Below are 24,657 nucleotides of genomic sequence, written 5' to 3' on the forward strand. Positions count from 1 at the left end.
GCGTGGCGGCGCGCGGCCTGCCGCGGACGCCTGCGCCCCGGGCAGGCGCGCCTCGGGCCATAGCGCGAGCAAGGTGTCGTACCAGTCGTGAGCCTGCGCGCCATCTCCGGCGCCATTTCCGGCGCCATCCTCCTCGTCCGGCCCTTGCGCCAGTGCGGTCCAGTCGTAGCCGATGCGCATCACCGGCACCAGTTCCGCGGCCTGCTGCAGGAACGCCTCGTCGATCGGCGTGGGCGGCGTGGGGCCCAGCCAGATGACGGGGCCGTCGACGTGCGTGGCGAGCCGGTGCAGCGCGCGGCGGCGCGCCGGCAAGGGATCGTCCGGGCCGGACAAGGCTTGCCAGAAGGCCATCACGATGCGCGCCTCCTCGCCGAGAAAGCGCGATGACAGATGCGCGTAGGTCCGCTCCAGCGCGCCCTGCAGCAAGGCCGCGCGGTCGTCGCCGTCGATATCCTCGTCGCGGATGGCCGCGTCGTCGAGCCAGCGCGCGCTCAGCTCGTCGCTGATGGTGAGCAGCGTCTGCGCCAGGCCCCAGGCGGCGGCTTCGGTCTGGGCGCCGAATGCGCGCCGCAGCCAGTCTTGCGACCGGATGGCCTGCTGCACCGCCAGCAGCMGCGCCGCATGGCTGCGCACCGGCTGCGCGTCGGGCGGCATATCCAGCAGCCAGTGGCCKAGCGTGAGCACGCGCGGCAGCAGGCGCGGCGCACCGGCCGCGCGCGCGGCGGCATCGAGCGCCTGGCGCACGCCGGGGATCTGCGCCGCCGTAGGCACCACCACGTGTGCGGCGGMCTGCTGCTCCCCGCAGCGGTCGAGGAAATACCAGGCCGCGGCGGCGGCCTGCGGCAGGAAGTCGGKACCGGGGCGGAATTGCAGCGAAGTCATGAAACGGAAGTGACGGCCGGAAGGAAGGTCATGGCGATCGCCAGGCGGCGCTCACGGGCGCAGGAACGCAGCCGCCCGTTCCGTCCGCGCGGCGCACGGACAGGTAGCGCGGCTGCATGCCGCGCGCGGGCGACCAGGCGCGCGCAAGCGCGAAGGACGCAGGAAACAGGGGAAGCGCTGGAAACGCCCGGATGCCCCGCTGTCTTCAGCGGCCGGTACCTTCGATGCGGGCGCGGATCTCGCGCGCGGTCTCGAGCAGGCCCTGGTAGCCCGACCGGGCATGTTCGGGGAGGTCGGGATCGCCGATCAGCGCGCCGAGCGTTTCGATCACGCTGTACAGCAGGCCCCTGGCCGCGCCGCCGGCAATGCTGTTCTGCTCCACCGCGCTATTGATATGGTCCAGCGCGTCGCTCAGGTGCGCCACGGTGGGCGACTCTTGCGGATCGGGCTTGGAGGAATTGTCGGTCGTCATGGTCGATGGCCTTGTGTGGTGCGCGTGATTCTATTCTACGCGCCGCAGTGCGCCCGGCTTTGCCTCCTGACATGGAAAAGCCAGATGCCAGGCACACCCGGGTATGTGCACGATAAATCATACGGCGGCGGCCACGGCCCGGGGACGCCATTGAGAAAAGCTCTCGCGCCCATTAATACAATCACTCCACCGGCATGGCATTAGCGGGCAGAATGCATGCAAGCGCCGCCGTGCCGGATCACCCATTCGGATCACCTTTTTCCTGCACGTACGGCAGCGCACTGACAGCTTGGGGGGGCAGGTATTGAATTTCCGTCAACTGGTAACATATCTGCAGCATCCGCCTTTCCTGGCCATCCCGTCGCCCGGGACAGCCGGCATCGGGTGAGGCGCCCGCCTACGGGCATGCGCAAACTCGTGTAATGTAGCGGTTCGGCAAATCCCGCCTTCAAAATCAACAGAGCGAAACCAGAGGTTTTCCGCCATGAGTGAACAAATCAAGTATGTGAGCGACGCCTCCTTTGACGCCGACGTGCTCCAGTCCGACAAGCCTGTCCTGCTCGATTTCTGGGCAGAATGGTGCGGTCCTTGCAAGATGATCGCCCCGATCCTGGACGAAGTGGCAAAGGACTACGGCGACAAGCTGCAGATCGCGAAGATCAACGTCGACGAGAACCAGCAAGTGCCGGCCAAGTTCGGCATCCGCGGTATCCCCACGCTGATCCTGTTCAAGAATGGCGCGGTTGCCGCGCAGAAGGTCGGCGCGCTGTCCAAGTCGCAGCTGACCGCATTCCTCGACGGCAATCTGTAAGACGATTGCACGGGGCGCGGCGCCGGCCGGCGCGGCCCCGCTGTAGCCACAATCCGACGTGCGTGCGCCAGCTCTGGCGCACCGGCCGGATTGTGCTAAGATGGCACCAACAACTTCCCCGAGCGTCCGCTCATTTCTTCCCCCCTCTTTAGGTCCAGCCCGTCCGGGCGCCTCTGTACCCCTCGTCTATGCACCTGACAGAACTCAAATCGCTTCACGTGTCTGCGCTTCTCGAAATGGCCGCGACCCTCGAGATCGACAACGCACAGCGGATGCGCAAACAGGAGCTCATGTTTGCCATCCTGAAGAAGCGCGCCAAGCTGGGCGAAACCATCTTTGGCGACGGCACGCTGGAAGTCCTGCCGGACGGATTTGGTTTCCTGCGCTCGCCCGAGACGTCGTACCTGGCGAGCACGGACGATATCTACATCAGCCCTTCGCAGATCCGCCGCTTCAACCTGCATACCGGCGACACCATCGAAGGCGAGGTGCGGACCCCCAAGGACGGCGAGCGCTACTTCGCGCTGGTGAAGGTGGACAAGGTCAACGGCCAGGCGCCTGAAGCGGTGAAGAACCGCATCATGTTCGAGAACCTGACGCCGCTGCACCCGAACCGGCCGCTCACGCTCGAACGCGAAATCCGCGCCGAGGAAAACATCACCGGCCGCATCATCGACATGATCGCGCCGATCGGCCGCGGCCAGCGCGCACTGCTGGTGGMGTCGCCGAAGTCGGGCAAGACCGTGATGCTGCAGCACATCGCCCACGCGATCGCCAACAACCATCCGGAAGCCGACCTGTTCGTGCTGCTGATCGACGAGCGCCCGGAAGAAGTGACGGAAATGCTGCGTTCGGTGCGCGGCGAGGTGGTGGCGTCGACCTTCGACGAACCCGCCATCCGTCACGTGCAGGTCGCCGAAATGGTGATCGAGAAGGCCAAGCGCCTGGTCGAACTCAAGCGCGACGTGGTGATCCTGCTGGACTCCATCACGCGCCTGGCGCGCGCCTACAACACGGTGGTGCCGGCCTCKGGCAAGGTGCTGACCGGCGGTGTGGATGCCAACGCGCTGCAACGCCCGAAGCGTTTCTTCGGCGCCGCGCGTAACCTGGAAGAAGGCGGTTCGCTGACCATCATCGCCACCGCGCTGATCGAAACCGGCAGCCGCATGGACGACGTGATCTACGAAGAGTTCAAGGGCACCGGCAATATGGAAGTGCACCTCGAGCGCCGCCTGGCCGAGAAGCGCGTCTATCCGTCGATCAACCTGAACAAGTCCGGCACCCGCCGCGAGGAACTGCTGATCAAGCCGGAAATCCTGCAGAAGGTGTGGGTGCTGCGCAAGTTCATCTCCGACATGGACGAAGTGCAGGCCATGGAGTTCATCCTCGACAAGATGAAGGCGACCAAGAACAACGCCGAGTTTTTCGATATGATGCGCAGAGGCGGCTGACCGCTGGCTGTACCGCGCGCCGCGGCGCGCGCGTATCGCACAGAAGGGCGTGCCACGGCACGCCCTTCTGCTTTGCACGCCGCGCCCGCCCGAGGCGCCATCCCGGCACCCTATCTGCAGGAGAATCATGTTCGGCAGACTGAGCCACTTCCTGAAAGACCGCGCGCGCGGACGCAAGCTCGAGCACTACGCCATCCCCGACTCGCTCTGGGAACACACGGTGGCGACGCTGCCGTTCGTGCAGCGCTACGGCCTCAAGCTCGGCATCGAGTGGTATCGCGGCTGGCGCGGCATCGTGCTCTATCCGGGCGAGTTCATCATCCGGCGCACCGTCGAGGACGATATCGGCCTCGTGCATGGCGTGGTGGAAGAAGCCAGCGGCGAAGCCTGGGAACATGGGCCGGTGATCCTGTCCTGGCCCGACGTGCGCACGCCGGGAACGGGGACCGGCGGCCGCCACGCCCACCCCGACGACACCTATAACGTCGTCATCCACGAGTTCGCCCACAAGCTCGACATGCTCGACGGCGAGCCGGACGGCGTGCCGCCCTTCTCGCGCGTGCTGCATGCCGGCGTGGACCGCGAGCAATGGGCCGAGACCCTGCTGACCGAATACGACCGCTTCGCCGATGCCTGCGACCGGCAATCCGACCACGCCTGGGACCATCCCGAGCGGCTGCCGCCGGCGCTGCGCGTGATCGACCCCTACGGCTGCGAAGCGCCAAGCGAGTTCTTTGCCGTGGCCTCGGAGACCTTCTTCGTGGAACCGGACAGGCTGCGCAAGCACTGGCCGGCCCTGTATGGCGTACTGTCCACGTTTTACCGCCAGGATCCGGCCTMGATGTGATTCGTCACCGATACGCCGGCATGGCCGGCCAATTCATCCGGGGCGCTCGCAAATCTTGCCCAGCTTTTTGTTTTTCTGCGATAATCCCGGTTTGTCCGTTATCGGCAAGTGGTTCGTTCGCYGCGACACTGCCAGCCCGGTTCCGCCGGAGCTTAGGCAACGGCAGCGCGGCATGCAGCGGACTGGCTACCCAACCTGAAAGGAAGCACCATGAAAGAAGGCATTCACCCGAATTAYCGCGAAGTCCTGTTCCACGACGTGTCGAACGACTTCAAGTTCGTGACCCGCTCGACGATCCAGACCCGCGACACGATCGTTCACGAAGGCAAGGAATACCCGCTGGCCAAGATCGAAGTSTCGTCGGAATCGCACCCGTTCTACACCGGCACCCAGAAGATCATGGACACGGCCGGCCGCGTCGAGAAGTTCCGYCAGAAGTTCGGCAGCAAGCTGGGCAAGGCCGCAGCGAAGTAATCCGCTGCGCGAGCCCGCTCGCAGCACGGCCTCGGACGATGCTCCGGCGCCGCGCACCCAAGCAAAGAGGCAGCATCGGCTGCCTCTTTGCTTTTGCATTCTCCGTGCTCTTGCCTTCTTCGCGCCCAGCGCGCCGGCGCAGGCGTAGCCAACCGGAGGCGCCCATTCGGCCGCCMCCAAGCCCCACCGATCCATGAGCGCAGCCAAGACTTCCCGAGTCCACCTCACCGCAGCCGCCACCGGCGCGCTTCCGCGCGGACTGCTGCTGGCCATCTGCATCATCTACGGCCTGGCCGGCCTGTTCGGCCGCGACCCGTGGAAGAATGAGGATGCGGCCGGCTTCGGGGTGATGTGGCAACTGGCTACCGGTGGCGTGCAGGACTGGCTGATGCMGAATATCGTAGGCCGGCCCTATGGCGACGACGGCCCGCTGGTGTTCTGGGTCKGCGCCGCCATGATCCGCCTGTTCGGCGGCTGGCTGGGCGCGCCCGACGCCTCGCGCCTTGCCACGGCGCTGTTCTACTTCGGCACCTGCGCSYTSATCTGGTACKCCACCTATCTGCTCGGCCGCCGCGCCGAGGTCCAGCCCTTTGCCTATGTCTTCGGCGGCCAGCCCAATGCGCGCGACTACGGCCGCACGCTGGCCGACGGCGCGCTGCTGATCTTCCTGGCCTGCGTGGGCCTGGCCATGCGCGGCCACGAAACCACGCCCCAGGTCGGCCAGGTCTGTTTCGTCGCCATGAGCCTGTACGGCATGGTGCGCAGCCTGGACAAGCCGCTGCAGGGCGGGCTCTGGCTGGGCGCCGGGCTCGGCGCGCTGACCCTGTCGAGCGGACCGGTGCTGCCGCTGGTGCTGCTGGCGTCCATCATCGTCTGCGGGCTGGCCTGCAAGCCCCTGCCCCTGCCGCGCATGCTGATGGCCAGCGTGCCGCTGGCGCTGGCCATGGTGGCCGCGTGGATGGCGACCGCCTACCTGGGCGCCACCGACCACAACGATGCGGTGACCTTCATCCGCGAGTGGTCGCGCTACGACCGCCGCACCTACGGCGCGCCCAATGCCATCGCACTCAACTTCGTCGCGCGCAACCTGCTGCTGTTTACCTGGCCGGTCTGGCCGATCGCATGCTGGGCATGGCTGAGCTGGTCGGGCATGCGCCGCGCGCCGCATGTGGCGCTGCCGCTGGCGCTGCTGGTGCCGCCACTGCTGCTGCTGTTCCTGCTGCGCCAGCCCGGCGACGTGCAGTTCATCCTGCTGCTGCCGCCGATGGCGGTGTTGGCCGCCTTCGGCCTGCCCACGCTGACACGCGCCGCCATCAATGCGATCGACTGGTTCGCGCTGCTGTTCTTCACGATCTTCGGCGGCTTCGTCTGGTTCATGTGGATCGCCCGCACGACCGGCCAGCCGCCGCGCATCGCCGCCAACATCCATCGCCTGCTGCCGGGCTTCCAGCAGGACTTCACTGTCAGCGCGGTGGCCTACGCGCTGGTCGTCACGGCGGCCTGGGTGCTGATCGTGCGCTGGCGTCTTTCGCGCGCGCCCAAGCAGATCTGGCGCCCGGTGGTGATCTCGGCTGCCGGCACCACGCTGATGTGGGTGCTGGCCATGACGCTGTGGATGCCGTCGATCAACTATGGCAAGACCTACCGCGACGTGGCCCAGGCCGCGTCGATGGCGCTGCCCGCTACCTACAACTGCGTGCAGCCGATCCGCATGGGCGACGCGCAGCTGGCATCGTTCGCGTACTTCGGCCATATCCGCTTCGGCGGCCCGTCCGATGGCTGCGATATCCTGCTGCGCCACGACGCGGTCGACTATGGCGAGCCGACCAGCATTTCGCATTTCGAATGGCGGCTGATCTGGGAAGGTCGCCGGCCGTCGGACCGCGACGAACGCTTCCGCATGTACCGCCTCGTGGATATGTCGAAGGTGCCGCCAGCCAAGCCGACGCTGCCGCAGCGCCGCTTGCCGCGCCACTCCTAGAACACACTCAACAGTTGCCCGGCCGCGCCCCGGCGCGCCGGCCCATCGGATGAAACTGCTGCAGGATCTCCGCCGCATCGGCGAGCTGGCCGCGCCAGTCCTGGTCGGCCAGCTCGCCGTGATCGCCTTCGGCGTGATCGACACCATCATGGCCGGTCGCGCCTCGGCCACMGATCTCGCCGCCGTGGGGCTTGGCGGCTCCATCTACATTACGGTCTACATCAGCCTGATGGGCGTACTGCAGGCGCTCGCCCCGGTCGCCGGCCAGCTGCACGGGGCCGGCCGCGCGGCGGAGATCGGCAGCGAAGTCAGGCAGGCTGCCTGGCTGGGCGTGGCGCTGGCGGTGCCGGGCATGCTGCTGCTGGCCTTCCCCGGGCCCTTGCTGGAGTTCGCGCAGGCGCCGCCCGAACTGGTCGAGAAGGCAACCCACTACCTGCATATCCAGGCTTTCGGCCTGCCGGCGGCACTCGGATTTCGCATTTACTCGGCATTGAACAATGCCCTGTCGCGACCGGTGATGGTGACCGTGCTCCAGCTGGCCGGGCTGTGCGTGAAKATCCCGCTCAATGCCTGGTTCATCGGAGGCGGACTCGGCCTGGCGCCGATGGGCGGCCCGGGCTGCGCGCTGGCCTCGGCATCGATCAGCTGGATCTGGTGCATATCCGGCGTGATGATCCTGCGGCGCAACGCGGCCTACCGGCCCCTGCAGATCTTCTCGAGCTGGGCGTGGCCGCAGGCGCGGCCGATCCGTGCGCTGCTGCGCCTGGGCGTACCGATGGGCCTGACCTACCTGATCGAGATCACCTCGTTTACGCTGATGTCGATCTTCATCACGCGCATGGGCACCGTCGTGCTGGCCGGCCAMCAGATCATCGCCAACCTTGGCGCGGTCGCCTACATGCTGCCGCTCTCGCTGGCGATCTCCACCTCGACGCTGGTGGCGCAGTCGATCGGCGCGCGCGATCACGCCGCGGCGCGCCGCATCGCCAGGCGCGGCATCGGCCTGGCAGCGCTGCTTGCGATCCTGGTAGGCAGCCTGCTGTGGATCCTGCGCGAGCCGCTGCTGCATGCCTACGCCAAGGATCCGGCGGTAGTGAAGGCCGCCCTGCCGCTGATGCTGTTCATCGCCTTCTACCAGGCCTTCGATGCGGTCCAGGTGATGACCGCCTTCATCCTGCGTGCATACAAGATCGCACTGGTGCCAACGCTGATCTATGCTCTTTCGCTCTGGGGCGTCGGGCTGGGCGGGGGCTATGTGCTTGGCTTCGGCCTGCTCGAGTCGATGCCGGCCTTCACGCGCGGCGCAGCCGGCTTCTGGCTGGCCAACAGCCTGAGCCTGGCGCTCGCCGGATCGCTGCTGGTGCGTTACTTCGTCACGGTGAGCCGGCGCCAGGCGGGCTGATGCCGGACCTGGAGATAATCACGGGGGGGGTAATCGCGGGGGCAGGCAGGCATAATGCGCCGTGCCGCCAGGCGGCCGGCCACGCCCGTGACGAAAAGATTATCGCGGGCCGCCGCCAAGGACACCGGCGGAGAACGGCGAGGGCGAATCGCAGAATATGGAAGCGGAAAAAGAAAAACCCGCATGGCATAACCATGCGGGTTTAGATTTGGCGGAGTGGACGGGGCTCGAACCCGCGACCCCCGGCGTGACAGGCCKGTATTCTAACCAACTGAACTACCACTCCAATACTTCTGCTTGCTACCGGCAGTAATGCCGCCGACGACAAACCGAACGTTTGATTACGCTCGAAATCTGGCGTCCCCTAGGGGATTCGAACCCCTGTACTCACCGTGAAAGGGTGATGTCCTAGGCCTCTAGACGAAGGGGACAGAAACTCGTCTTTCAACTTGTTCCGTCTTGCACGACAGAGAACTGAATAATCATGTTCTCGCCGCGCTGGGAAGCTTCGATTTTACCGCACTCGAAACTTCCGGCATTTTGGTGGAGCTAAGCGGGATCGAACCGCTGACCTCTTGCATGCCATGCAAGCGCTCTCCCAGCTGAGCTATAGCCCCATGGTACTACCTTGCTGCTTATTTACTGCACCAGCCTTACTGCTGCTGTCGTTTCGCGTTTGTTTCTTTGTTTCAGCGAAGACAAGATTATATAAACAACCTTGCTTTTTGACAACCCCTTTTTTTAACTTTTTTTAGCGATCCGCATTTCTGCGGGATTACTACTGATCGCTGCCATCCGTTAAGCCCGCTTGGTTTTTGTCCGCGCTGCAGGGAGAACGAGATTATGCTTAAGTCCCGGCAGGAGCGCAAGCCCCTTTCGAGACTTTCTGCAAAAAATTTCAGGCGAGCCCGTTTTGCAGGCGGCGCAGCACGGCGTCGCGGCCGAACAGCTCCAGCACGGCATCGATGGCCGGCGTCTGCAACTGCCCYGCCACCAGCAGGCGCACCGGCATGGCCAGCTTGGGCATCTTCAGGCCGAACTCGGCCAGCACGGCCTTGAAGGCCGCGCTGATGTCTTCGCGCTTCCACGCCGGGAGCGCGCTCAGGCGAGCGCTCAGGGCCTGCAGCGCCGGCAGGATATCCGCGTTGAGATGCTCGGCCTTGAGCGCGGCATCGGGCTGCGGCTCGCCGCGGTAGAACAGCAGCGCGGCCTGCGCCACGTCCTTGAGCGTATTGGCGCGGTCCTTCACCAGGCCCACCACGCCCTCGAGGCTGGCACCGCCCTCCTCCACCTTGCCGCCCAGTGCCTCGATGAACGGCAGGGTCAGCGCAGCCAGCCGCGCGTTGTCGCCTACCTTGATGTAGTGATTATTGAGCCAGGCCAGCTTCTCCGGGTTGTACTGCGCCGGCGACTTGCCCAGGTGCTCGAGGTCGAACCACTCGACGAACTGCTCGCGCGAGAAGATCTCCGCATCGCCGTGCGCCCAGCCCAGGCGGGCCAGGTAGTTGAGCACGGCCTCCGGCAGGTAGCCTTCRTCGCGGTAGCCCGTGACGGCCATGGCGCCATGGCGCTTGCTCATCTTCTCGCCMTGCTCGTTGAGGACGGTCGGCAAGTGGGCGAAGACCGGCGGCGTGCCGCCCAGCGCGCGAATGATGTTGATCTGGCGCGGCGTATTGTTGACGTGGTCGTCGCCGCGGATGACATGGGTAATCTTCATGTCGAGGTCATCGACCACCACGCAGAAGTTATAGGTGGGCGTGCCGTCCGGGCGGGCGATCACCAGGTCATCCAGTTCATCGTTGGAGATCTCGATGCGGCCCTTGACCGCGTCGTCCCACACCACGCTGCCGCCGATMGGGTTCTTGAAGCGGATCACAGGCTGCACGCCGGCCKGCGGCGCGGGCAACTCCTTGCCCGGCTCGGGACGCCAGAAGCCGTTGTAGCGCGGCTTCTCCCCGCGTTCGCGCTGGGCCTCGCGCAGGGCGTCCAGCTCCTCGGTGCTCATGTAGCACGGATAGGCCAGCCCGCTATCGACCATCTGCTTGACCACTTCGCGATAGCGGTCCATGCGCTGCATCTGGTAGTACGGGCCTTCGTCGATATCCATCTCGAGCCAGGCCATGCCTTCCAGGATCACGTCCACCGATTCCTGGGACGAGCGCTCGACGTCCGTGTCCTCGATGCGCAGGATGAAGTCGCCCTTCATGCGGCGCGCAAAGGCCCATGGGTAGAGCGCGGAGCGGATGTTGCCGAGGTGGATAAAGCCGGTCGGGCTCGGCGCGAAGCGGGTGCGGACGCGTTGTGTCATGTCGGAGGCAAACAAAAAAGCCTGCGCGCGGATGCGCGCGCAGGCCGGGTGTAGGATCGCCGCATTATAGCAAGCGGGGCGCCACGGCCGGCCCCGCCGCGCGCCGGATGCCTGCGCGCGCGGAATCATTTATCCTCTGCCCGGTCTGAAATGCTGCCGCGCGGATGCGGCGCTGGCGCCGGCCGCACATCCATGCCCACAATGGCGCCATCGGTGACGACCGCGCCACTTCCCTTCCTTCCTCGATCCATGCAACGACGCAACTTTCTTGGCGCGGGCGCGGCAGCGCTGCTCGCTGCCTGCTCCTTCGGCCCCAAGCCGGGCCCCCTGACCGCCCAGCCCGACACACCGGCTGTCGTGCCCCCGGCACCGTCCCGCCCCATCAAGATCGGCCTCGCGCTGGGCGGGGGTGCCGCCCGCGGCTTTGCCCACATCGGCGTGATCAAGGCGCTGGAAGCCCAGGGCATCCACCCGGACCTGGTCACCGGCACCAGCGCCGGCGCGRTGGTCGCMGCGCTCTATGCGTCGGGGATGAGCGGCTTCCAGCTCAACAAGCTGGCGCTGACCATGGACGAAGCCGCCATCGCCGACTGGGCCCTGCCCTTTGGCACGCGCTTCGGCGGCTGGCTCAAGGGCGAGGCGCTGCAGAACTATGTGAACAAGCTGATCGGCAACCGCCCCATCGAGGCCATGAAGCTGCCCCTGGGCATCGTCGCCACCGATCTCAAGACCGGCCAGGGCATCCTGTTCCGGCGCGGCAATACTGGCCAGGCGGTGCGTGCTTCGAGCAGCGTGCCGGGCGTGTTCCAGCCGGTCTCGATCCAGGGCCATGACTATGTGGACGGCGGGCTGGTGGAGCCGGTGCCGGTGGATTCGGCACGCACCATGGGCGCGGATTTCGTGATCGCCGTGAATATCTCGGCSGATCCGTCCAGCCAGAAGAACGGTGGCCAGAGYGGCGTGCTGCTGCAGACCACGGCCATCATGGGWCAGTCGATCAACAAGATGGCGCTGGCRCGCGCSGACRTGGTGATCCGCCCYGACCTGCCCGACATGGGCGGCAGCGATTTCACCGCGCGCAACCGCGCCATCCTGGCCGGCGAGCAGGCCATGGCGGCGGCAATGGCAGGCCTGCGCGACAAGCTGGCGCAGGCGCGCCTCAGGCCTGCCGGCACGGTGGCCGCGCAGTAATCCCGCCAACGGCCGCCGGCCGGCGCAAATGAAAAAGGACTGCATGGCAGTCCTTTTTTTGTCCGGAGCCGGGCGCACCCGGCCAGGCTCAGCCGCCGTAGAGCGAACGGCCGCCGGCGTTGGGATCGAAACGCTTGAGCGTCTCGACCATATTGCCGAGGTTGCCGGCGCCCACGCCATCCTGCGGCTTGTCGTCGATGCGGCGGGCACCGTTATAGCGCGTCACCCAGTACGAGGCGCGCATGTCGTCGACACGGATCTTGCTGCCCGTGGACGGAGCATGCACGAACTTGTTGTCGCCGATATAGATGCCGACGTGCGAGAACGTGTGGCGCATGGTGTTGAAAAACACCAGGTCGCCGGGACGCAGGTCGTTGGCCGCCACCGTGATGCCGACCTGGCTCATTTCCACCGAGCGGCGCGGCAGCATGAAACCAAAGGTGTCATTGAACACGTAGCGGACGAAGCCGCTGCAGTCCAGGCCCGATTCCGGGCTGTTGCCGCCGAAGCGGTAGCGCACGCCAATCAGCCCGAGGGCATTCATGACGAGGTCGCCAGCCTTGCTGGCAACGTGGCTGGTGGAACTCATCATCGAGGACAGCAAGCCACGCTTGCCTTCCGGATGCGGGTCCGAGCTCAGCTCGGCACGTGCATCGATGCGGGCGTCAGGGTCCTTGAAGACCGTATCAGCCAGCACTCCATTCGACAGAGCAGCACCGCAGGCAATGGCTATTCCAACGGCGGCGCGCGCCAGGGAATGAAGCACCGTTCGCTGCATTGGTTCTCCTGATCAATCGTTCTCTTTACCAGGCCCGGGACGACACGCCGGGCGGGCTCGAATTCAACGGGGTAGTTCAACGGGGTAAATGTGGCACGCAATAAGCGGACCAGCGTGATCATGTGACGCAGACCACCCGCGCAATCTACAAGCGACGCGCGAACCACCCCCAAAATTAGTTCTCGCCGGATGGTATAAGGTTGTCATTCACATGTCAAAGTACGTTACAAAATCCACCTAAAAGGCTTTGGAATCAAGCCCATACGACAAAAGTCGCATCTGCTTTCTTGTTTTCGTTATGTCAGGCGCGAGTCAGGCGCGAGTCAATCCGGTGACACCCTGAATTCAGTTGCACCAATTTGCGGCGCCGCGGGATCCGCCGCACCAATCTCGGCTGCCAGCATCAGCTTGCGGGTGTAAGCGTGCTGCGGCGCACCCAGCACGGCCTCGGTTTCCCCCGCCTCGACCACCTCGCCTGACTTCATCACGATGACGCGATGCGCCATCGCCCGGATCACGGCGAGATCGTGGCTGATGAACAGGTAGCTGAGGTTGTACTTGCGCTGCAACTGCGTCAGCAGCGCAAGCACCTGCTGCTGGATCGAGACATMGAGTGCCGAGGTTGGCTCGTCCAGCACCAGCACCTGGGGCTTGAGGATCAGCACGCGCGCAATCGCCACGCGCTGGCGCTGGCCGCCCGAGAACTCATGCGGATAGCGACCCAGCGCGGTGCGGTCCATGCCCACTTCGCGCAGCGCCTCGGTGACGCGCTGGCGCATGGCGTCGCGCGACAGCCCCGGCTGGTGCAGGGCCAGGCCCTCCCCCACGATCTGTTCGATGGTCATGCGCGGCKAAAGCKAACCGAACGGATCCTGGAACACCACCTGCAGGCGCGATCGCAGCGTGCTGCGCTCGCGGCGCGAGACATCGTCCAGGCTGCGGCCGAGGAAACGGATCTCGCCGCTGGTGCGCCGCGTCAGGTTCAGCACGGCGTGCGCCAGCGTGGTCTTGCCGGATCCCGATTCGCCCACGATGCCAACCGTCTCGCCCTCGCGCAGCGTGAAATCGACATCCTTCACGGCAGCAAGATGGTCGCGCCCGAACCAGCCGGCCAGGCCGCGCCGCTTGCGCGCGTAGTTCACGCACAGCCGCTGGGCTTCGAGCAGTACCGGCGACAGCGGCACCAGCGGCAGCACCTCGCGGCGCGGCCGGCTGTCGATCAGCTTGCGGGTATAGGGATGGCGGGGTGCGGCAAAGACCTCGGCGGTCTCGCCCACCTCCACCAGCACGCCCTTCTCCATCACGCCCACGCGCTGGGCAAAGGCCCGCACCAGGTTGAGGTCATGCGTGATCAGCATGACCGCCATGCCGAACTCGCTCTGCAGGTCGCGCAGCAGCTCCAGGATCTGCACGCGGATGGTCACGTCGAGCGCCGTGGTGGGCTCGTCGGCCAGCAGCAGCTTCGGCCGGCACGMCAGCGCCATGGCGATCATGGCGCGCTGGCGCTGGCCGCCCGAAAGCTGGTGCGGGAAGCTGTCGAAACGGTGCTCGGCGTCGGCAATGCCGGTGCGCTCGAGCAGCGCCACGGCGCGCTCGCGCGCCGCKCGGCGGTCCAGGCCCTCGTGCAGCGCCAGCGTCTCCACGATCTGGTTGCCGATCGTGTAGAGCGGGTTGAGCGCCGTCATGGGCTCCTGGAAGATCATGGCGATGTCGCCGCCACGGATGCCCCGCATCTCGCGCTCCGACACCTGCAGCAGGTCGCGCCCCTCGAAGCGCACCGCGCCCTGGTAGCGCGCATCCTCCACCAGCCGCAGCATGGCCAGCKCCGTGACGGTCTTGCCCGAGCCGGATTCGCCCACCAGCGCGAAGCGCTCGCCTGCGCGCAGGTCGAAGCTGACGTCGCGCACCGCGCKCGTGGCATCCTCGCCGTGGCCGAACGTGACGGAAAGCCGCTCGATGCACATCAGGGGGCCGCCGGCAGCGCCCCTTTCGGGGCGGGGCTTCTTGCCGTTCTTGGCGCCATTCGAGGCGCCATTCGCGGCGCCGGCTTGTGGCAGCGCGCTCATGGCGTCACCTCCGCGGCCKGCGAGCCTTCGGGCGCCTTCGGCTCCACGCGGMCGCGCAACTGCGCCAGGCCCAGGCGAGTATCGAAGGCGTCGCGCAGGGCGTCGCCCATGAAGGTAAGCAGCAAGAGGGTCAGCACCAGCACGGCAAAGGTCGAAAGGGAAATCCACCAGGCATCGAGGTTGGCCTTGCCCTGCGCCAGCAGCTCGCCGAGGCTGGGCGTGGTGGGTGGCACGCCCAGCCCGAGGAAATCGWGGCTGGTCAGCGCCAGGATGGCCGCGCTCATGCGGAACGGCAGGAACGTGATGACCGGCGTCAGGCTGTTGGGCAGGATATGGCGCCACATGATCTGCACATTGGACAGGCCCAGCGCRCGYGCCGCCTTCACATAGTCKAGCGAGCGGTTGCGRTAGAACTCGGCGCGCACGTAGTCGGACAAGCCCATCCAGCCGAACAGCGACAGCAGGATGATCAGCAACGCCAGGCTGGGCGTGAAGATCGAGGCGAAGATGATCAGCAGGTAGAGCTCGGGCATGGAGCTCCAGATCTCGATGGCGCGCTGGGAAATCAGGTCGAAGCGCCCGCCGAAGAAGCCCATCAGCGCACCGCTCAGCGTGCCGATCAGCACGCCGATCAGCGTCAGCGCGAGGCTGAACAGCACGGACACGCGGAAACCGTAGAGCAGCCGCGCCAGCACGTCCCGGCCCCGGTCGTCCGTGCCCAGCCAGTTCTCCGCCGAAGGCGGCGCCGGATTGGGCTCCTTGGAGAAGTAGTTGAGCGAGTCGTAGGAATACCGGTTGGGCGGGAAGACGGCGAAGTTACCGTTGCTGGTGATGCGGTTGCGGATGAACGGATCGAGATAATCCGTGCGCGTGGGGAAGTCGCCGTCGAAGGTCGTCTCCGGATAGACCTTGACGATGGGGAAATACCATTCGCCCTTGTACTTCACCACCAGCGGCCGGTCGCTCGACAAGGCTTCGGCGAACAGGCTGAGCACGAAGATGGCGACGAACAGGATCAGGCTCCAGTAGCCCAGCCGGTTGCGGCGAAAGCGCTGCCAGGCGCGCTGGCGCGGCGACGGCGAATGGGGCAGGCCGTTGGGTAGCGTGCGMGAGCGGAATTTCATCGGTGCACGGCCTCGAAGTGGATGCGCGGGTCGACCATCACGTAGCAGACATCGGAGATCAGCCGCGTGACCAGCCCGATCAGGGTGAACAGGTAGAGCGTGCCGAGCACGACCGGGTAGTCGCGCCGCAGCACTGCCTCGTAGGACAACAGGCCGAGCCCGTCGAGCGAGAACAAGGTCTCGATCAGCAGCGAGCCGGTGAAGAACGCGCCGATGAAGGCCGCCGGGAAACCGGTCACCAGCGGGATCAGCGCGTTACGGAAAATATGCTTCCACAGCACGCGGCGCTCGGCCAGCCCCTTGGCGCGCGCGGTCAGCACGTACTGCTTGCGGATTTCCTCGAGAAACGCGTTCTTGGTCAGCATGGTGATCACCGCGAAGCTGCCCACCACCGAGGCGGTGATCGGCAATACGAGGTGCCACAGGTAGTCCATCACCTTGCCCATCATCGAAAGCTGGTCCCAGTCATCGGAAGTCAGCCCGCGCAGCGGGAACCACTGCACGAAGGTGCCGCCGCMGAACAACACCAGCAGCAGCACGCCCAGCACGAAGCCCGGAATGGCATAGCCCACCAGCACCACCATGCTGGTGACCACATCGAACCGGYTGCCCGCCCGGATCGCCTTGGAGATCCCGAGCGGCACCGATATCAGGTAAGTCAGGAAAAAGGTCCACAAACCCAGGCTGATGGACACCGGCATCTTGGATTTCACCAGCTCCCACACACTGCGGTGCTGGAAGTAGCTCTGCCCCAGGTCGAAGCGCGCAAAGCGCTTGAGCATGATGAAGTAGCGCTCGAGCGGCGGCTTGTCGAAGCCGTAGAGCGCCTGGATTTCCTTGATCTTGTCCGGGTCCACGCCACGGCGGCCGCGATATTCCGCGCCGCCGCCGCTGGCCTCGCCGCCACCGCCCCGCCCCTTGAGCTCCATCATCATCTGCTCGACCGGGCCGCCGGGCACGAACTGGATCACCACGAACGTCAGGGTGATGACGCCGATCAGGGTCGGGATCATCAGCAGGACGCGCTTGAGGAGGTAAATGAGCATCTCGGTTCCTTCTGTTCCAGTCCGCGCTTATCGGGCAGCCGGCTTGGTGTCGGTACGCCACCAGTTGCTMAGGACCCAGCCTTCGGCCGTGTAGAAATACGGCAGGCGTTCCGGGTAGATCAGTTCCTTGCGGTATGCCACGCGATGCGACGCGCTGTACCAGTTGGGCACGATGTAGTAGCCGTGCATCAGCACGCGGTCCAGCGCCCGCCCGGCATTGACCAGTTCCTCGCGCGTATGGGCGTGCAGCACATTGTCGACCAGGCGGTCGATCGGCGGCGACTTGAGGCCGAACAGGTTGTCCGATCCCGGCGTGGTGGCTGCTTCGCTGTTGAAGCGGTCGCGCAGCTCGTTGCCSKGGCTCTGGGAATCCGGKAAACGGATCGACACCATGTCGAAATCGAAGTCCTCCAGGCGTTTCTGGTACAGCGCGAAGTCGGTGGTGCGCTGGTTCACCTCGATGCCCAGCTTTTCGAGGTTGCGCACATAGGTGGTGATGACGCGGCTCATGGCGCCGCCGTCGTCGAGAAACTCGAAGACGAACGGCTCGCCCTTGGCATTGCGCAGCGCACCATCCTCGTAGGTCCAGCCGGCCTGCGCCAGCAGCCTGCGCGCGTCGCGCAGGTTGTCACGCAGCGAGCGCGGCGGATTGGTGGTGGGCTGCGTCACGATGGGGCCGAACACTTCCGGCGCCAGTTGCGAGCGCAGCGGCTCCAGCAACGCCAGTTCGCCGGGACCGGGCTGGCCATCGAGCGTGGCGCTGGCGGCCAGTTCGCTGTTGGAGAACCAGCTGTCGAGCCGGCGGTAGGCGCCATAGAAGAGCTGGCGGTTCAGCCATTCGAAGTCCAGCGCCAGGATCAGGGCCTGCCTGACCCGCACGTCCTGKAACATCGGCTTGCGCATATTCATCACGAAGCCCTGCATGCCGGCCCCGTTGCGGTGCGGGAAGTCGGTCTTGATCAGGTCGCCGTTGGAGAAGCGCTTGCCCTCGTAGCTCTTGGCCCAGCTCTTGGCCTTGTACTCCACGATGGCGTCGAACTCGCCGGCCTTGAAGGCTTCCAGCTTCGCGGTCTCGTCCTTGTACAGGCGATAGACCACGCGGTCGAAGTTGAAGGTGCCGCGCMGCACCGCCAGATCGTTGCCCCAATACGCCGGATTGCGCCTGAACGTGATGCCGCGCCCCGCGTCGTAGCGGTCGACCAGGTAGGGGCCGCTTGCCACCGGCTCCTCGAAGGTCAGCTTTTCGAATGGCACCGTGGCGGTCCACTTCCTGGAAAACACCGGCAGCGAGCCGACGATMAGCGGCAGCTCGATATTGCGCTRCTTGAAATCGAAGCGCACCGTGTGCGGGCCCACTACCGTGACCGCCTTCACGTCCGTGCACATGCTGCGGTAGCCCGGGCTGGACGCCTTGCTCATCAGCATCTCGTAGGAATACTTGACGTCGCTCGCCAGCACCGGGTCGCCGTTGCTGAAATGCGCCTTCGGGCGCAGGTGGAACGTCACGGACAGCTCGTCCGGAGCCACGGTGACGTCGTCTGCCAGCAGGCCGTAGGCGCTGGCGGTCTCGTCCGCGCTGGGGATCAGCAGCGACTCGAACATCAACGAATTCACGCCGGGGGCCGACGTACCCTTGAGCGTGAACGGATTGAACTTGTCGAAACTGGTGCGCCGGTCGGGATTGGCGAGGGTCAGCGTCCCGCCGCGCGGCGCGTCGGGATTGACGTAGTCGAAATGGGTGAAATCGGCCGGATACTTGAGTTCACCATACTGTGCGAAGCCATGGGCTGCGTCAGCTGATAGGGGAAAACCCGCGGCACCCAGGGCTAACAGTCCACAGCCCAGCACCGACATCGTGCGGAAGCGCTGCCATGCCGCCTGAAGCGGTCTACGTGCGCGAATATGCATCCGGTTTGGGTCCTCCACCTGAATCGGACAGTCCGCGGCCGTCGGCGGCGCGGTCAAGTTATGAGACAATTTTACCTTGGATCGGATGGCGTCCAGCCATCCGGACATTCCAGTACGCGGCGCCGCAGCCATGCCGGCCGTCAGCCTGCCGCAGCGCAGCCACCGCGCGGTGCGCGCCGCAACCCCGGACGCCATTGCACGAACCGTGCCCGTCCGCCTCGAACATCATTGGAGAACCTATGGGATTTCTGGCAGGTAAGCGAATCCTGATCACCGGCTTGCTGTCCAACCGCTCGATTGCCTACGGCATCGCATCGGCCTGCAAACGCGAAGGCGCGGAACTCGCCTTCACCTATGTCGGCGAGCGTTTCAAGGACCGCATCAACGACTTTGCCAAGGAATTCGGCACCGACCTCGTCTTCGAATGCGATGTCGCCAGCGACGAGCAGATCGCCAATACCTTCGCCGAACTGGGCAAGCACTGGGACAAGCTCGACGGCCTGGTCCACTCGATCGGCTTCGCCCCGCGCGAGGCGATCGCCGGCGATTTCCTCGAAGGCCTGTCGCGCGAAGCGTTCCGGGTGGCCCACGACATCTCCGCCTACAGCTTCCCCGCCCTGGCCAAGGCCGCCCTGCCGATGCTGTCGGACAAGGCCTCGCTGCTGACGCTGACCTACCTCGGCGCGGAACGCACGGTGCCCAACTACAACACCATGGGCCTGGCCAAGGCTTCGCTCGAAGCCAGCGTGCGCTACCTCGCCGCATCGGTCGGCCCGCGCGGCATCCGTGCCAACGGCATCTCCGCCGGCCCGATCAAGACCCTGGCCGCCTCCGGCATCAAGGGCTTCGGCAAGCTGCTGGGCCACTTCGAGGAAGCCGCGCCGCTGCGCCGCAACGTGACCATCGAGGAAGTCGGCAACGTGGCCGCCTTCCTGCTGTCGGACCTGTCCAGCGGCGTGACGGGCGAGATCACGTACGTGGACGCCGGTTTCAACACGGTTGGCGCGAGCCTGCCCGCGGAAGCGTAAGCCGGAAGCGGTACTGCCGGGAGATACCTGGCATTGCCTCGGAAAAGGACGTGCGGCTTGGGCCGGCGTCCTTTTTTTGTTCCTTTTGGCAGTTCCCGGTGGACTGTGGAGGTTGCCCCGGGCCGCATCGCTAGCCCCCGTTGCCTTCCAGGGAGCCTGAGCGCAGGTAACCCACGATCGGCGCCCAGAACGGATCCTGGCGCTCGGGTTCGATGGCGGCGTCGTGCGGCAGGCCGTCGAGCGCCACCAGGCGCCTGGTGCCGGCCGCGGCGCCGGCCAGGCGCTCGGCATGCGCGAACGGAATGACTTCGTCGGCGCGGCTGTGGACGAACAGCACGGGTAGCCGGGATTCGCGCAGGTGGGACTCGTTGTCCCATGGCTCGGGCAGCAGCCGCGCCATCCACGCGGGCACGCGCCCCGTGACCACGGCCGCCTCGCGCGCCGATGTGAAGCCGGCAGCGATCACCATGCCCGCCGGCGCCGGCTGCAGCGCCTGGACCACGTCGAGCAGCGCGCCGGAGCCCAGCGAGAACCCCATCACATAGCGCCGCGCAGCCTGCGGCGTGGCCGCCAGGAACTGGCTGTAGGCCGCCAGGCCATCTTCCCGCAGGTTGCGCACGCCSGGCTTGCCGCCGCTGGCGCCGTAGCCGCTGTAGTCGAACACGCACGAGGCAATGCCGTTGCGGTACAGCAGCGCCTGCGCGCTGGCCCAGTCGGAGAGATTTTCCTCGTCGCCGTGATAGATCAGCAGCGCCGGTGCCTCGGCGCTTTGCGCCAGCACGCACGACGCGCGCAGCATGCGCTCGCCGCTGGCGAACGCGAACTGGCGGGACGGCGCGCCCAGGCGGTCGKGCGTGAGCGCGTCGGCGGCGCTGGCCGGCTTGGGCTCGAACGCGTCGCTCTCGACGGCCAGGAACAGCGCATGGCGCGCCACGGCGGCGGCCAGCAGCACACAGGCCCCGCCGGCCAGCCAGTAGCGCACTTTTCTGGTGCCACCGGCCCCGGTGCCGCCGGTTCCGGCGGCGCTTGAGAAGTTGGACATGAGATCGGCCAGGATGTCGATACCGCGCATGCCGCAACCGCAGGCAGCCCGCTGATGAGATCTTAGTCCTGACTGGCCGCCGCTGCCCGCACGCCGGCCGCCGTAAATGGCGGGCAGGCCGCACGACGGTGCCCTAGAGTGAAAGAAATCGAGGGCGATATCGGCGCGGCCGKCGCGGCAATGGCCGGCGGGGCGACTACCGGAGAGACKGACGCGCAATCCGGCCAGGGGCGGGAGGCGGAGATCATGACGAGGAAAGCAGGAGCGCTGGTAGCGATGTGCGTCGCCCTTGGCCTGGGCGCAGGTGGAGTGGCGAATCAGGCGCACKGGCAGTGGTCCGCCCCGCTGGCGGATACCATGGCCGCGCCGCTGGCGGACTCGATGGCTCCACCCTGGGCCGACACGATGGCCGCCCCGATGGCCGACGGGCTGCACTACCCGATGACCGTGCCGACCACCGTCCCGACCGCCGCGCCGATCCCGGGGCGGGGCTGGGTCGTCGGGTCCCCCTGCGACCAGGTGTCGGTACAGGCCGTGATCGACAATGCCCCCTGGCAGGTCATCGGCATTGCCTGCAGGCGTGCTGACAGCAGCTGGCAATTCGTGGAGAACACGGACGCGCTGGCCGGCATCCCTGTGCGCCGGACTGCCTACGCCGGGGCCGGCTACMCGGGGCTAGGCGGCTTCGCATCCKGCGCCGCCACCGTCTACTGGTTTCCGCACGGCATCCCCTTCGCGCGCGGGAGCAGCCGCGCCGCGCCGGCCGCGGGCCCCGCCCTGCGCAGTCCGCCCCGCCCGGCGCACACGGCGCCCGGCGGCACGCAAGCCAGGAGCAGGAAGCCGTCGCCAGCCATGAATAACCCGATCTGAAAAAAAAGCCCGCGTAGCAGGGKGGTGTTCGCTACGCGGGTCAAAGATACCCGGTCCAGGTCAGCCGTGGTACCGGTCCGACCGGCACCCGGCGGCCGGACGCGCGCAGGCGGCTGACCGCCGCGCGCCTTCCCCGCCGGATGCTGCCTTGCCTAGTTGTCTACCTTGATGCGGCTGGCGAGCACGACATTGCCGGCCACCTTGCCGCGCACCTCCAGCCGCTGTCCMACCAGCAGGCTCTCCGCGCCGCGCGGCAGGGTCGCCGCGTCGAACGCCGTCGCGCTGCTCCACTGCACGGCCAGCGTGCCGCTGCGCAGCGTCAGCGTGAGCGAGGCCTTGTCGATGCTCGCCACCACGGCGTGGAGCTCGTTGGCTTCGCTGGCTTCGTGCGCCTCGTCCTCGACCTCGAGTTGCGTGGCGCTCAGCACCCCGCCCGCGACCGTGCCCTTGACCTCCACGCGCGCGCCAAGCACCGGCGTGCCGCTGACCACGGCCGTCGCCGGCACGGTCACCCGCAGCCCGGACACCTCGAAGTCCGTCGCCGACGTGAAGCGCGTGATGGCGCCTTCGAGCTCTGCCCGCTGGCCCGCGACGATGGCCKGGACGAGGCTGGTGCCGCGCACGCGCGTCGCGGCAATCACCGTCGGCGTGGCGAGCGTGCCCTTCACGCGGACCGTGGCGCCGTTGACGACGCCGCCGGGCAGGTTGGCAAGCACGCCCGGGGTGAACTGCACCGTGATGCCGTTGATGGTGAAGGTGCTGGCGGCGGCGTTCTGCACGATGCCGGTCAGCCGTGCCTCGCTGCCCGCGGCCTTGCGTTCGATGCGCGTGGCCTTCAGGCTGGCGCCGGTGGCGTCGGGCAGGCCGTGCACCTCGACGATGTCGTTCGGCGCGAGCGMGGCCAGTCCGCTCAGGCCGCTGCCGTCGAACACGGTCGACGGGGTGACCGTGATCCTGACGCCGAACACGGTGAGCGTGCCGGCCCCGGCATTGACGGTCGAGACCGGGCCCTGCACGAAGCTGCGCGACGCGATGCTGGTGGCCCGGCCGGTCGCGCCCGCGTTGTCGCGCTGGCCCTGGACCTCCACCACCATGCCCAGCCTGAGATCGTCGTCGCGCCCGCCCGGATTGTCGTCGTCCAGCGTGATGGAGGCCGCGCTGTTGTCGATGCGCACGCCGTTGACGAAGATGCTCCCGAATCCGGAGATCGGCCCGCTGAACGTCGTCGCGGTGGTGGTCGCCGCCGGCGCGGCAGGCGTGCCGCTGTCGCCGCCGCCCCCGCCCCCGCCGCAGGCCACCAGGAGCGCCGTGAAGCCGGCGGCGGCGGCCAGGCAGATCTGTCGCGCCGGCAGGCGGCGCTTCGAGCKAGTCATCGTCATCTTGGTCCCCTTCTCTGTTKCACTACATCGAGTCCACCGTGCCGCGGGCGCGGTCCGCAGCACCGTGGTCGTTCCCGGCTCGCGCGTCAGGGCACGGCGGCCCTGACCGCGCTGTTGGCCCTGTCCCGCGTCTCGAGATAGCCGAGCAACGCGGCCACGTCCTCGCCGCCCAGCCCGAKGTTCGGCATGCGGAGCTCGTTGTATTGCCGGAACAGGCGCACGGCCGTCGGATCGCCCTCGGCGCGCATCTTGTCCGGCTCGGTCACGTAGCGGGTCAGCCATGGCTTGATGCGGCGCGCGGTGACGCCCTGCAGATCGGGGCCGAKGCGGTCGCCATGGCCGACCGTATGGCACGCAGCGCAGCGGCTCTGGAACAGCACCTCGCCACGCCCCATCAGCACCGGCCTGGCGAGCGCGTAGTCCACCGCGGGCGCCTGCGCCGGCGCGGGGCGGCTCCAGCCCATGAAGTTGGTGATGGCGGTGGCGAGGAACTGCGGGTTGTCGATGGCCGAATGCCGCATCCACTGCCCCGCCGGCACGTTGCCGACCATCAGCGTGGCACTGTGGCCGTCGCGCGTCTCCGGATCGTTGGCGCGCGACAGGCCCAGCTTGCGCGCGATCAGCCGGATGTCCGCTTCCTTGCCCGACAGGAACAGCCAGCCTGGTCCCACGCCGAACTTCTTCGCGTAGGACTTCAGCTCCGCCGGCGTGTCCCAGGGGTCGATGGCGATGGAGTAGAAATGGATGTCACGGCCCATGCGCTCGCCGAACAGCTTCTGCACCTCTACCAGCTTGGCGGTCTCCAGCGGGCAGATGTTCTCGCAGCTCGAGTAGACCAGGTTGATGGCCACCGCCTTGCCCTTGAGCAGGTCGTMATAGAAGCGCACGGTCCTGCCGTCCTGGGTCTTCAGCTCCACGTTCGGAAAATAGTCCGCGCCCCACGGGGTCTGGGCGCGCGCCGGCATGGCGGCGCCGAGCGCCGCCATGCACAGCGTCGTCCACAACATCCACCACGCTGCCGCGGCGCGGCGCAGGTACTGGCTGGTCGGCATGTCGCGCCCTCCTCAGTTCGCCGGCCCCGGCCGCGCGGTGCCCACCACGATCGCCCGGGACGTCTTGCCGCTAGTGAGCAGCCTGAACGAAGCGGTCGCCGACCGGGCCGCGAGCGGCTCGCCCTCCGGGTAGTACGGAAAGCTGACCTCGATGGTCTCGCCGAGGGTCAGCCTGCGCTGCAGGCTGGTCGGGCTGTCCACGCGGTATGCGATGCCGCTCCTTTCCCCGCGCGCGGACACCGCGGAAAAGTCGAACGCGATCTCCGCCACCGGCGCCGCCGGCGGCGCGACGATCAACGTGGTGTCGATCGTCGCCATGCCCGAGAACACGACGTTCTCGTCGGCCTCCGGCATCTTGCCGGCCACCCGCACCGCGGACGAGTGGGTCTGCGGTTCCTCGGCCGGCTGCGCGCCGGCATCGGCCACCGCGCCCGCCAGCCCCAGCCAGAGCGCCACGATGCCGATCCCGGCCCTTCCGGGCCCGCCCCTTCTTTCCTGCCTCATGATGTCCCTCCGTTACGCTGCATGCCACCGCCGCGGACCCC

General features: G+C 66.9%; 20 protein-coding genes, 3 tRNA genes and 1 pseudogene. 9 read left to right on the forward strand and 15 right to left on the reverse strand.

The window, feature by feature from the left end:
- Positions 1 to 882: pseudogene (locus AC1DKV_RS30310) on the reverse strand (PD-(D/E)XK nuclease family protein); the annotation flags it as partial.
- Between the two features lie 205 nt (positions 883 to 1,087).
- Positions 1,088 to 1,354, reverse strand: coding sequence for a hypothetical protein (locus AC1DKV_RS30315; RefSeq protein WP_441618375.1), 267 nt, complete (start codon positions 1,352 to 1,354; stop codon positions 1,088 to 1,090).
- A gap of 484 nt (positions 1,355 to 1,838) precedes the next feature.
- Here AC1DKV_RS30315 and trxA point away from each other — a divergent pair, with 484 nt between their 5' ends.
- The 6 genes from trxA to AC1DKV_RS30345 all read left to right on the forward strand — a co-directional run bounded on the left by trxA (position 1,839) and on the right by AC1DKV_RS30345 (position 8,320).
- Positions 1,839 to 2,165 (forward strand): thioredoxin TrxA, encoded by a 327-nt coding sequence (gene trxA / locus AC1DKV_RS30320; RefSeq protein WP_010814265.1) that lies wholly within the window; start codon positions 1,839 to 1,841, stop codon positions 2,163 to 2,165.
- A gap of 188 nt (positions 2,166 to 2,353) precedes the next feature.
- Positions 2,354 to 3,616 (forward strand): transcription termination factor Rho, encoded by a 1,263-nt coding sequence (gene rho / locus AC1DKV_RS30325; protein WP_477138680.1) that lies wholly within the window; start codon positions 2,354 to 2,356, stop codon positions 3,614 to 3,616.
- A 127-nt stretch (positions 3,617 to 3,743) separates the two neighbouring features.
- Positions 3,744 to 4,463: a M90 family metallopeptidase gene (locus AC1DKV_RS30330; protein WP_477138681.1), complete on the forward strand. Its 720-nt coding sequence runs from the start codon at positions 3,744 to 3,746 to the stop codon at positions 4,461 to 4,463.
- Between the two features lie 210 nt (positions 4,464 to 4,673).
- Positions 4,674 to 4,937: a type B 50S ribosomal protein L31 gene (locus tag AC1DKV_RS30335; protein WP_420997545.1), complete on the forward strand. Its 264-nt coding sequence runs from the start codon at positions 4,674 to 4,676 to the stop codon at positions 4,935 to 4,937.
- Between the two features lie 193 nt (positions 4,938 to 5,130).
- Positions 5,131 to 6,918, forward strand: a complete 1,788-nt coding sequence (locus AC1DKV_RS30340; protein WP_477138682.1) for an ArnT family glycosyltransferase — start codon at positions 5,131 to 5,133, stop codon at positions 6,916 to 6,918.
- Between the two features lie 49 nt (positions 6,919 to 6,967).
- Positions 6,968 to 8,320, forward strand: coding sequence for an MATE family efflux transporter (locus AC1DKV_RS30345; protein WP_477138683.1), 1,353 nt, complete (start codon positions 6,968 to 6,970; stop codon positions 8,318 to 8,320).
- Between the two features lie 209 nt (positions 8,321 to 8,529).
- Here the strand turns inward: AC1DKV_RS30345 and AC1DKV_RS30350 are convergent.
- The 4 genes from AC1DKV_RS30350 to gltX all read right to left on the reverse strand — a co-directional run bounded on the left by AC1DKV_RS30350 (position 8,530) and on the right by gltX (position 10,628).
- Positions 8,530 to 8,606 (reverse strand) — tRNA-Asp (locus AC1DKV_RS30350).
- Positions 8,607 to 8,675: 69 nt separating this feature from the next.
- Positions 8,676 to 8,751: transfer RNA gene (locus AC1DKV_RS30355), tRNA-Glu, on the reverse strand.
- A gap of 110 nt (positions 8,752 to 8,861) precedes the next feature.
- Positions 8,862 to 8,937 (reverse strand) — tRNA-Ala (locus AC1DKV_RS30360).
- Positions 8,938 to 9,218: 281 nt separating this feature from the next.
- The gene (gene gltX, locus AC1DKV_RS30365) at positions 9,219 to 10,628 is read right to left on the reverse strand and encodes a glutamate--tRNA ligase (RefSeq protein ID WP_477138684.1); all 1,410 of its coding nucleotides are present in this window, start codon (positions 10,626 to 10,628) and stop codon (positions 9,219 to 9,221) included.
- 249 nt (positions 10,629 to 10,877) lie between these two features.
- On the opposite strand from gltX, the gene AC1DKV_RS30370 reads away from it, so the two are divergent.
- Positions 10,878 to 11,819: a patatin-like phospholipase family protein gene (locus tag AC1DKV_RS30370; protein ID WP_477138685.1), complete on the forward strand. Its 942-nt coding sequence runs from the start codon at positions 10,878 to 10,880 to the stop codon at positions 11,817 to 11,819.
- 88 nt (positions 11,820 to 11,907) lie between these two features.
- Here the strand turns inward: AC1DKV_RS30370 and AC1DKV_RS30375 are convergent, their stop codons facing one another.
- From AC1DKV_RS30375 to AC1DKV_RS30395, 5 genes are all read right to left on the reverse strand, one after another.
- Positions 11,908 to 12,597, reverse strand: coding sequence for a C40 family peptidase (locus AC1DKV_RS30375; RefSeq protein WP_441618362.1), 690 nt, complete (start codon positions 12,595 to 12,597; stop codon positions 11,908 to 11,910).
- Positions 12,598 to 12,920: 323 nt separating this feature from the next.
- Positions 12,921 to 14,561 (reverse strand): ABC transporter ATP-binding protein, encoded by a 1,641-nt coding sequence (locus AC1DKV_RS30380; RefSeq protein ID WP_477138704.1) that lies wholly within the window; start codon positions 14,559 to 14,561, stop codon positions 12,921 to 12,923.
- 98 nt (positions 14,562 to 14,659) lie between these two features.
- Positions 14,660 to 15,787, reverse strand: a complete 1,128-nt coding sequence (locus AC1DKV_RS30385; protein ID WP_477138686.1) for an ABC transporter permease — start codon at positions 15,785 to 15,787, stop codon at positions 14,660 to 14,662.
- A complete protein-coding gene (locus AC1DKV_RS30390) occupies positions 15,784 to 16,833 on the reverse strand; it encodes a microcin C ABC transporter permease YejB (protein WP_477138687.1) in 1,050 nt (349 codons plus the stop codon). The genes AC1DKV_RS30385 and AC1DKV_RS30390 overlap by 4 nt, the downstream gene beginning before the upstream one ends.
- Before the next feature lie 27 nt (positions 16,834 to 16,860).
- Positions 16,861 to 18,741, reverse strand: coding sequence for an extracellular solute-binding protein (locus AC1DKV_RS30395; RefSeq protein WP_477138688.1), 1,881 nt, complete (start codon positions 18,739 to 18,741; stop codon positions 16,861 to 16,863).
- A 239-nt stretch (positions 18,742 to 18,980) separates the two neighbouring features.
- On the opposite strand from AC1DKV_RS30395, the gene fabI reads away from it, so the two are divergent.
- On the forward strand, positions 18,981 to 19,769 hold the full coding sequence (gene fabI, locus AC1DKV_RS30400; protein WP_441618354.1) for an enoyl-ACP reductase FabI: 789 nt from the start codon (positions 18,981 to 18,983) through the stop codon (positions 19,767 to 19,769).
- A gap of 130 nt (positions 19,770 to 19,899) precedes the next feature.
- Here the strand turns inward: fabI and AC1DKV_RS30405 are convergent, their stop codons facing one another.
- Positions 19,900 to 20,841, reverse strand: a complete 942-nt coding sequence (locus AC1DKV_RS30405) for an alpha/beta hydrolase (RefSeq protein WP_477138689.1) — start codon at positions 20,839 to 20,841, stop codon at positions 19,900 to 19,902.
- A 216-nt stretch (positions 20,842 to 21,057) separates the two neighbouring features.
- On the opposite strand from AC1DKV_RS30405, the gene AC1DKV_RS30410 reads away from it, so the two are divergent.
- Positions 21,058 to 21,681: a hypothetical protein gene (locus AC1DKV_RS30410; RefSeq protein ID WP_477138690.1), complete on the forward strand. Its 624-nt coding sequence runs from the start codon at positions 21,058 to 21,060 to the stop codon at positions 21,679 to 21,681.
- Between the two features lie 152 nt (positions 21,682 to 21,833).
- Here the strand turns inward: AC1DKV_RS30410 and AC1DKV_RS30415 are convergent, their stop codons facing one another.
- From AC1DKV_RS30415 to AC1DKV_RS30425, 3 genes are all read right to left on the reverse strand, one after another.
- Entirely contained in the window at positions 21,834 to 23,060 is a 1,227-nt protein-coding gene (locus AC1DKV_RS30415) for a DUF5666 domain-containing protein (RefSeq protein ID WP_477138691.1), read from the reverse strand.
- Positions 23,061 to 23,146: 86 nt separating this feature from the next.
- Complete coding sequence (locus AC1DKV_RS30420) at positions 23,147 to 24,112, reverse strand: SCO family protein (RefSeq protein WP_477138692.1); 966 nt, start codon at positions 24,110 to 24,112, stop codon at positions 23,147 to 23,149.
- Between the two features lie 12 nt (positions 24,113 to 24,124).
- Positions 24,125 to 24,616, reverse strand: coding sequence for a hypothetical protein (locus AC1DKV_RS30425; protein ID WP_441643379.1), 492 nt, complete (start codon positions 24,614 to 24,616; stop codon positions 24,125 to 24,127).
- Positions 24,617 to 24,657: the final 41 nt, after the last annotated feature.

Source organism: Cupriavidus sp. 05T41, assembly GCF_056396525.1.

Bases quoted from the DNA above. Each gene is read 5' to 3' on its own strand.
- AC1DKV_RS30315 (WP_441618375.1), bottom strand. From the start codon at position 1,354: ATGACGACCGACAATTCCTCCAAGCCCGATCCGCAAGAGTCGCCCACC.
- fabI (WP_441618354.1), top strand. From the start codon at position 18,981: ATGGGATTTCTGGCAGGTAAGCGAATCCTGATCACCGGCTTGCTGTCC.
- AC1DKV_RS30375 (WP_441618362.1), bottom strand. From the start codon at position 12,597: ATGCAGCGAACGGTGCTTCATTCCCTGGCGCGCGCCGCCGTTGGAATA.
- trxA (WP_010814265.1), top strand. From the start codon at position 1,839: ATGAGTGAACAAATCAAGTATGTGAGCGACGCCTCCTTTGACGCCGAC.
- AC1DKV_RS30425 (WP_441643379.1), bottom strand. From the start codon at position 24,616: ATGAGGCAGGAAAGAAGGGGCGGGCCCGGAAGGGCCGGGATCGGCATC.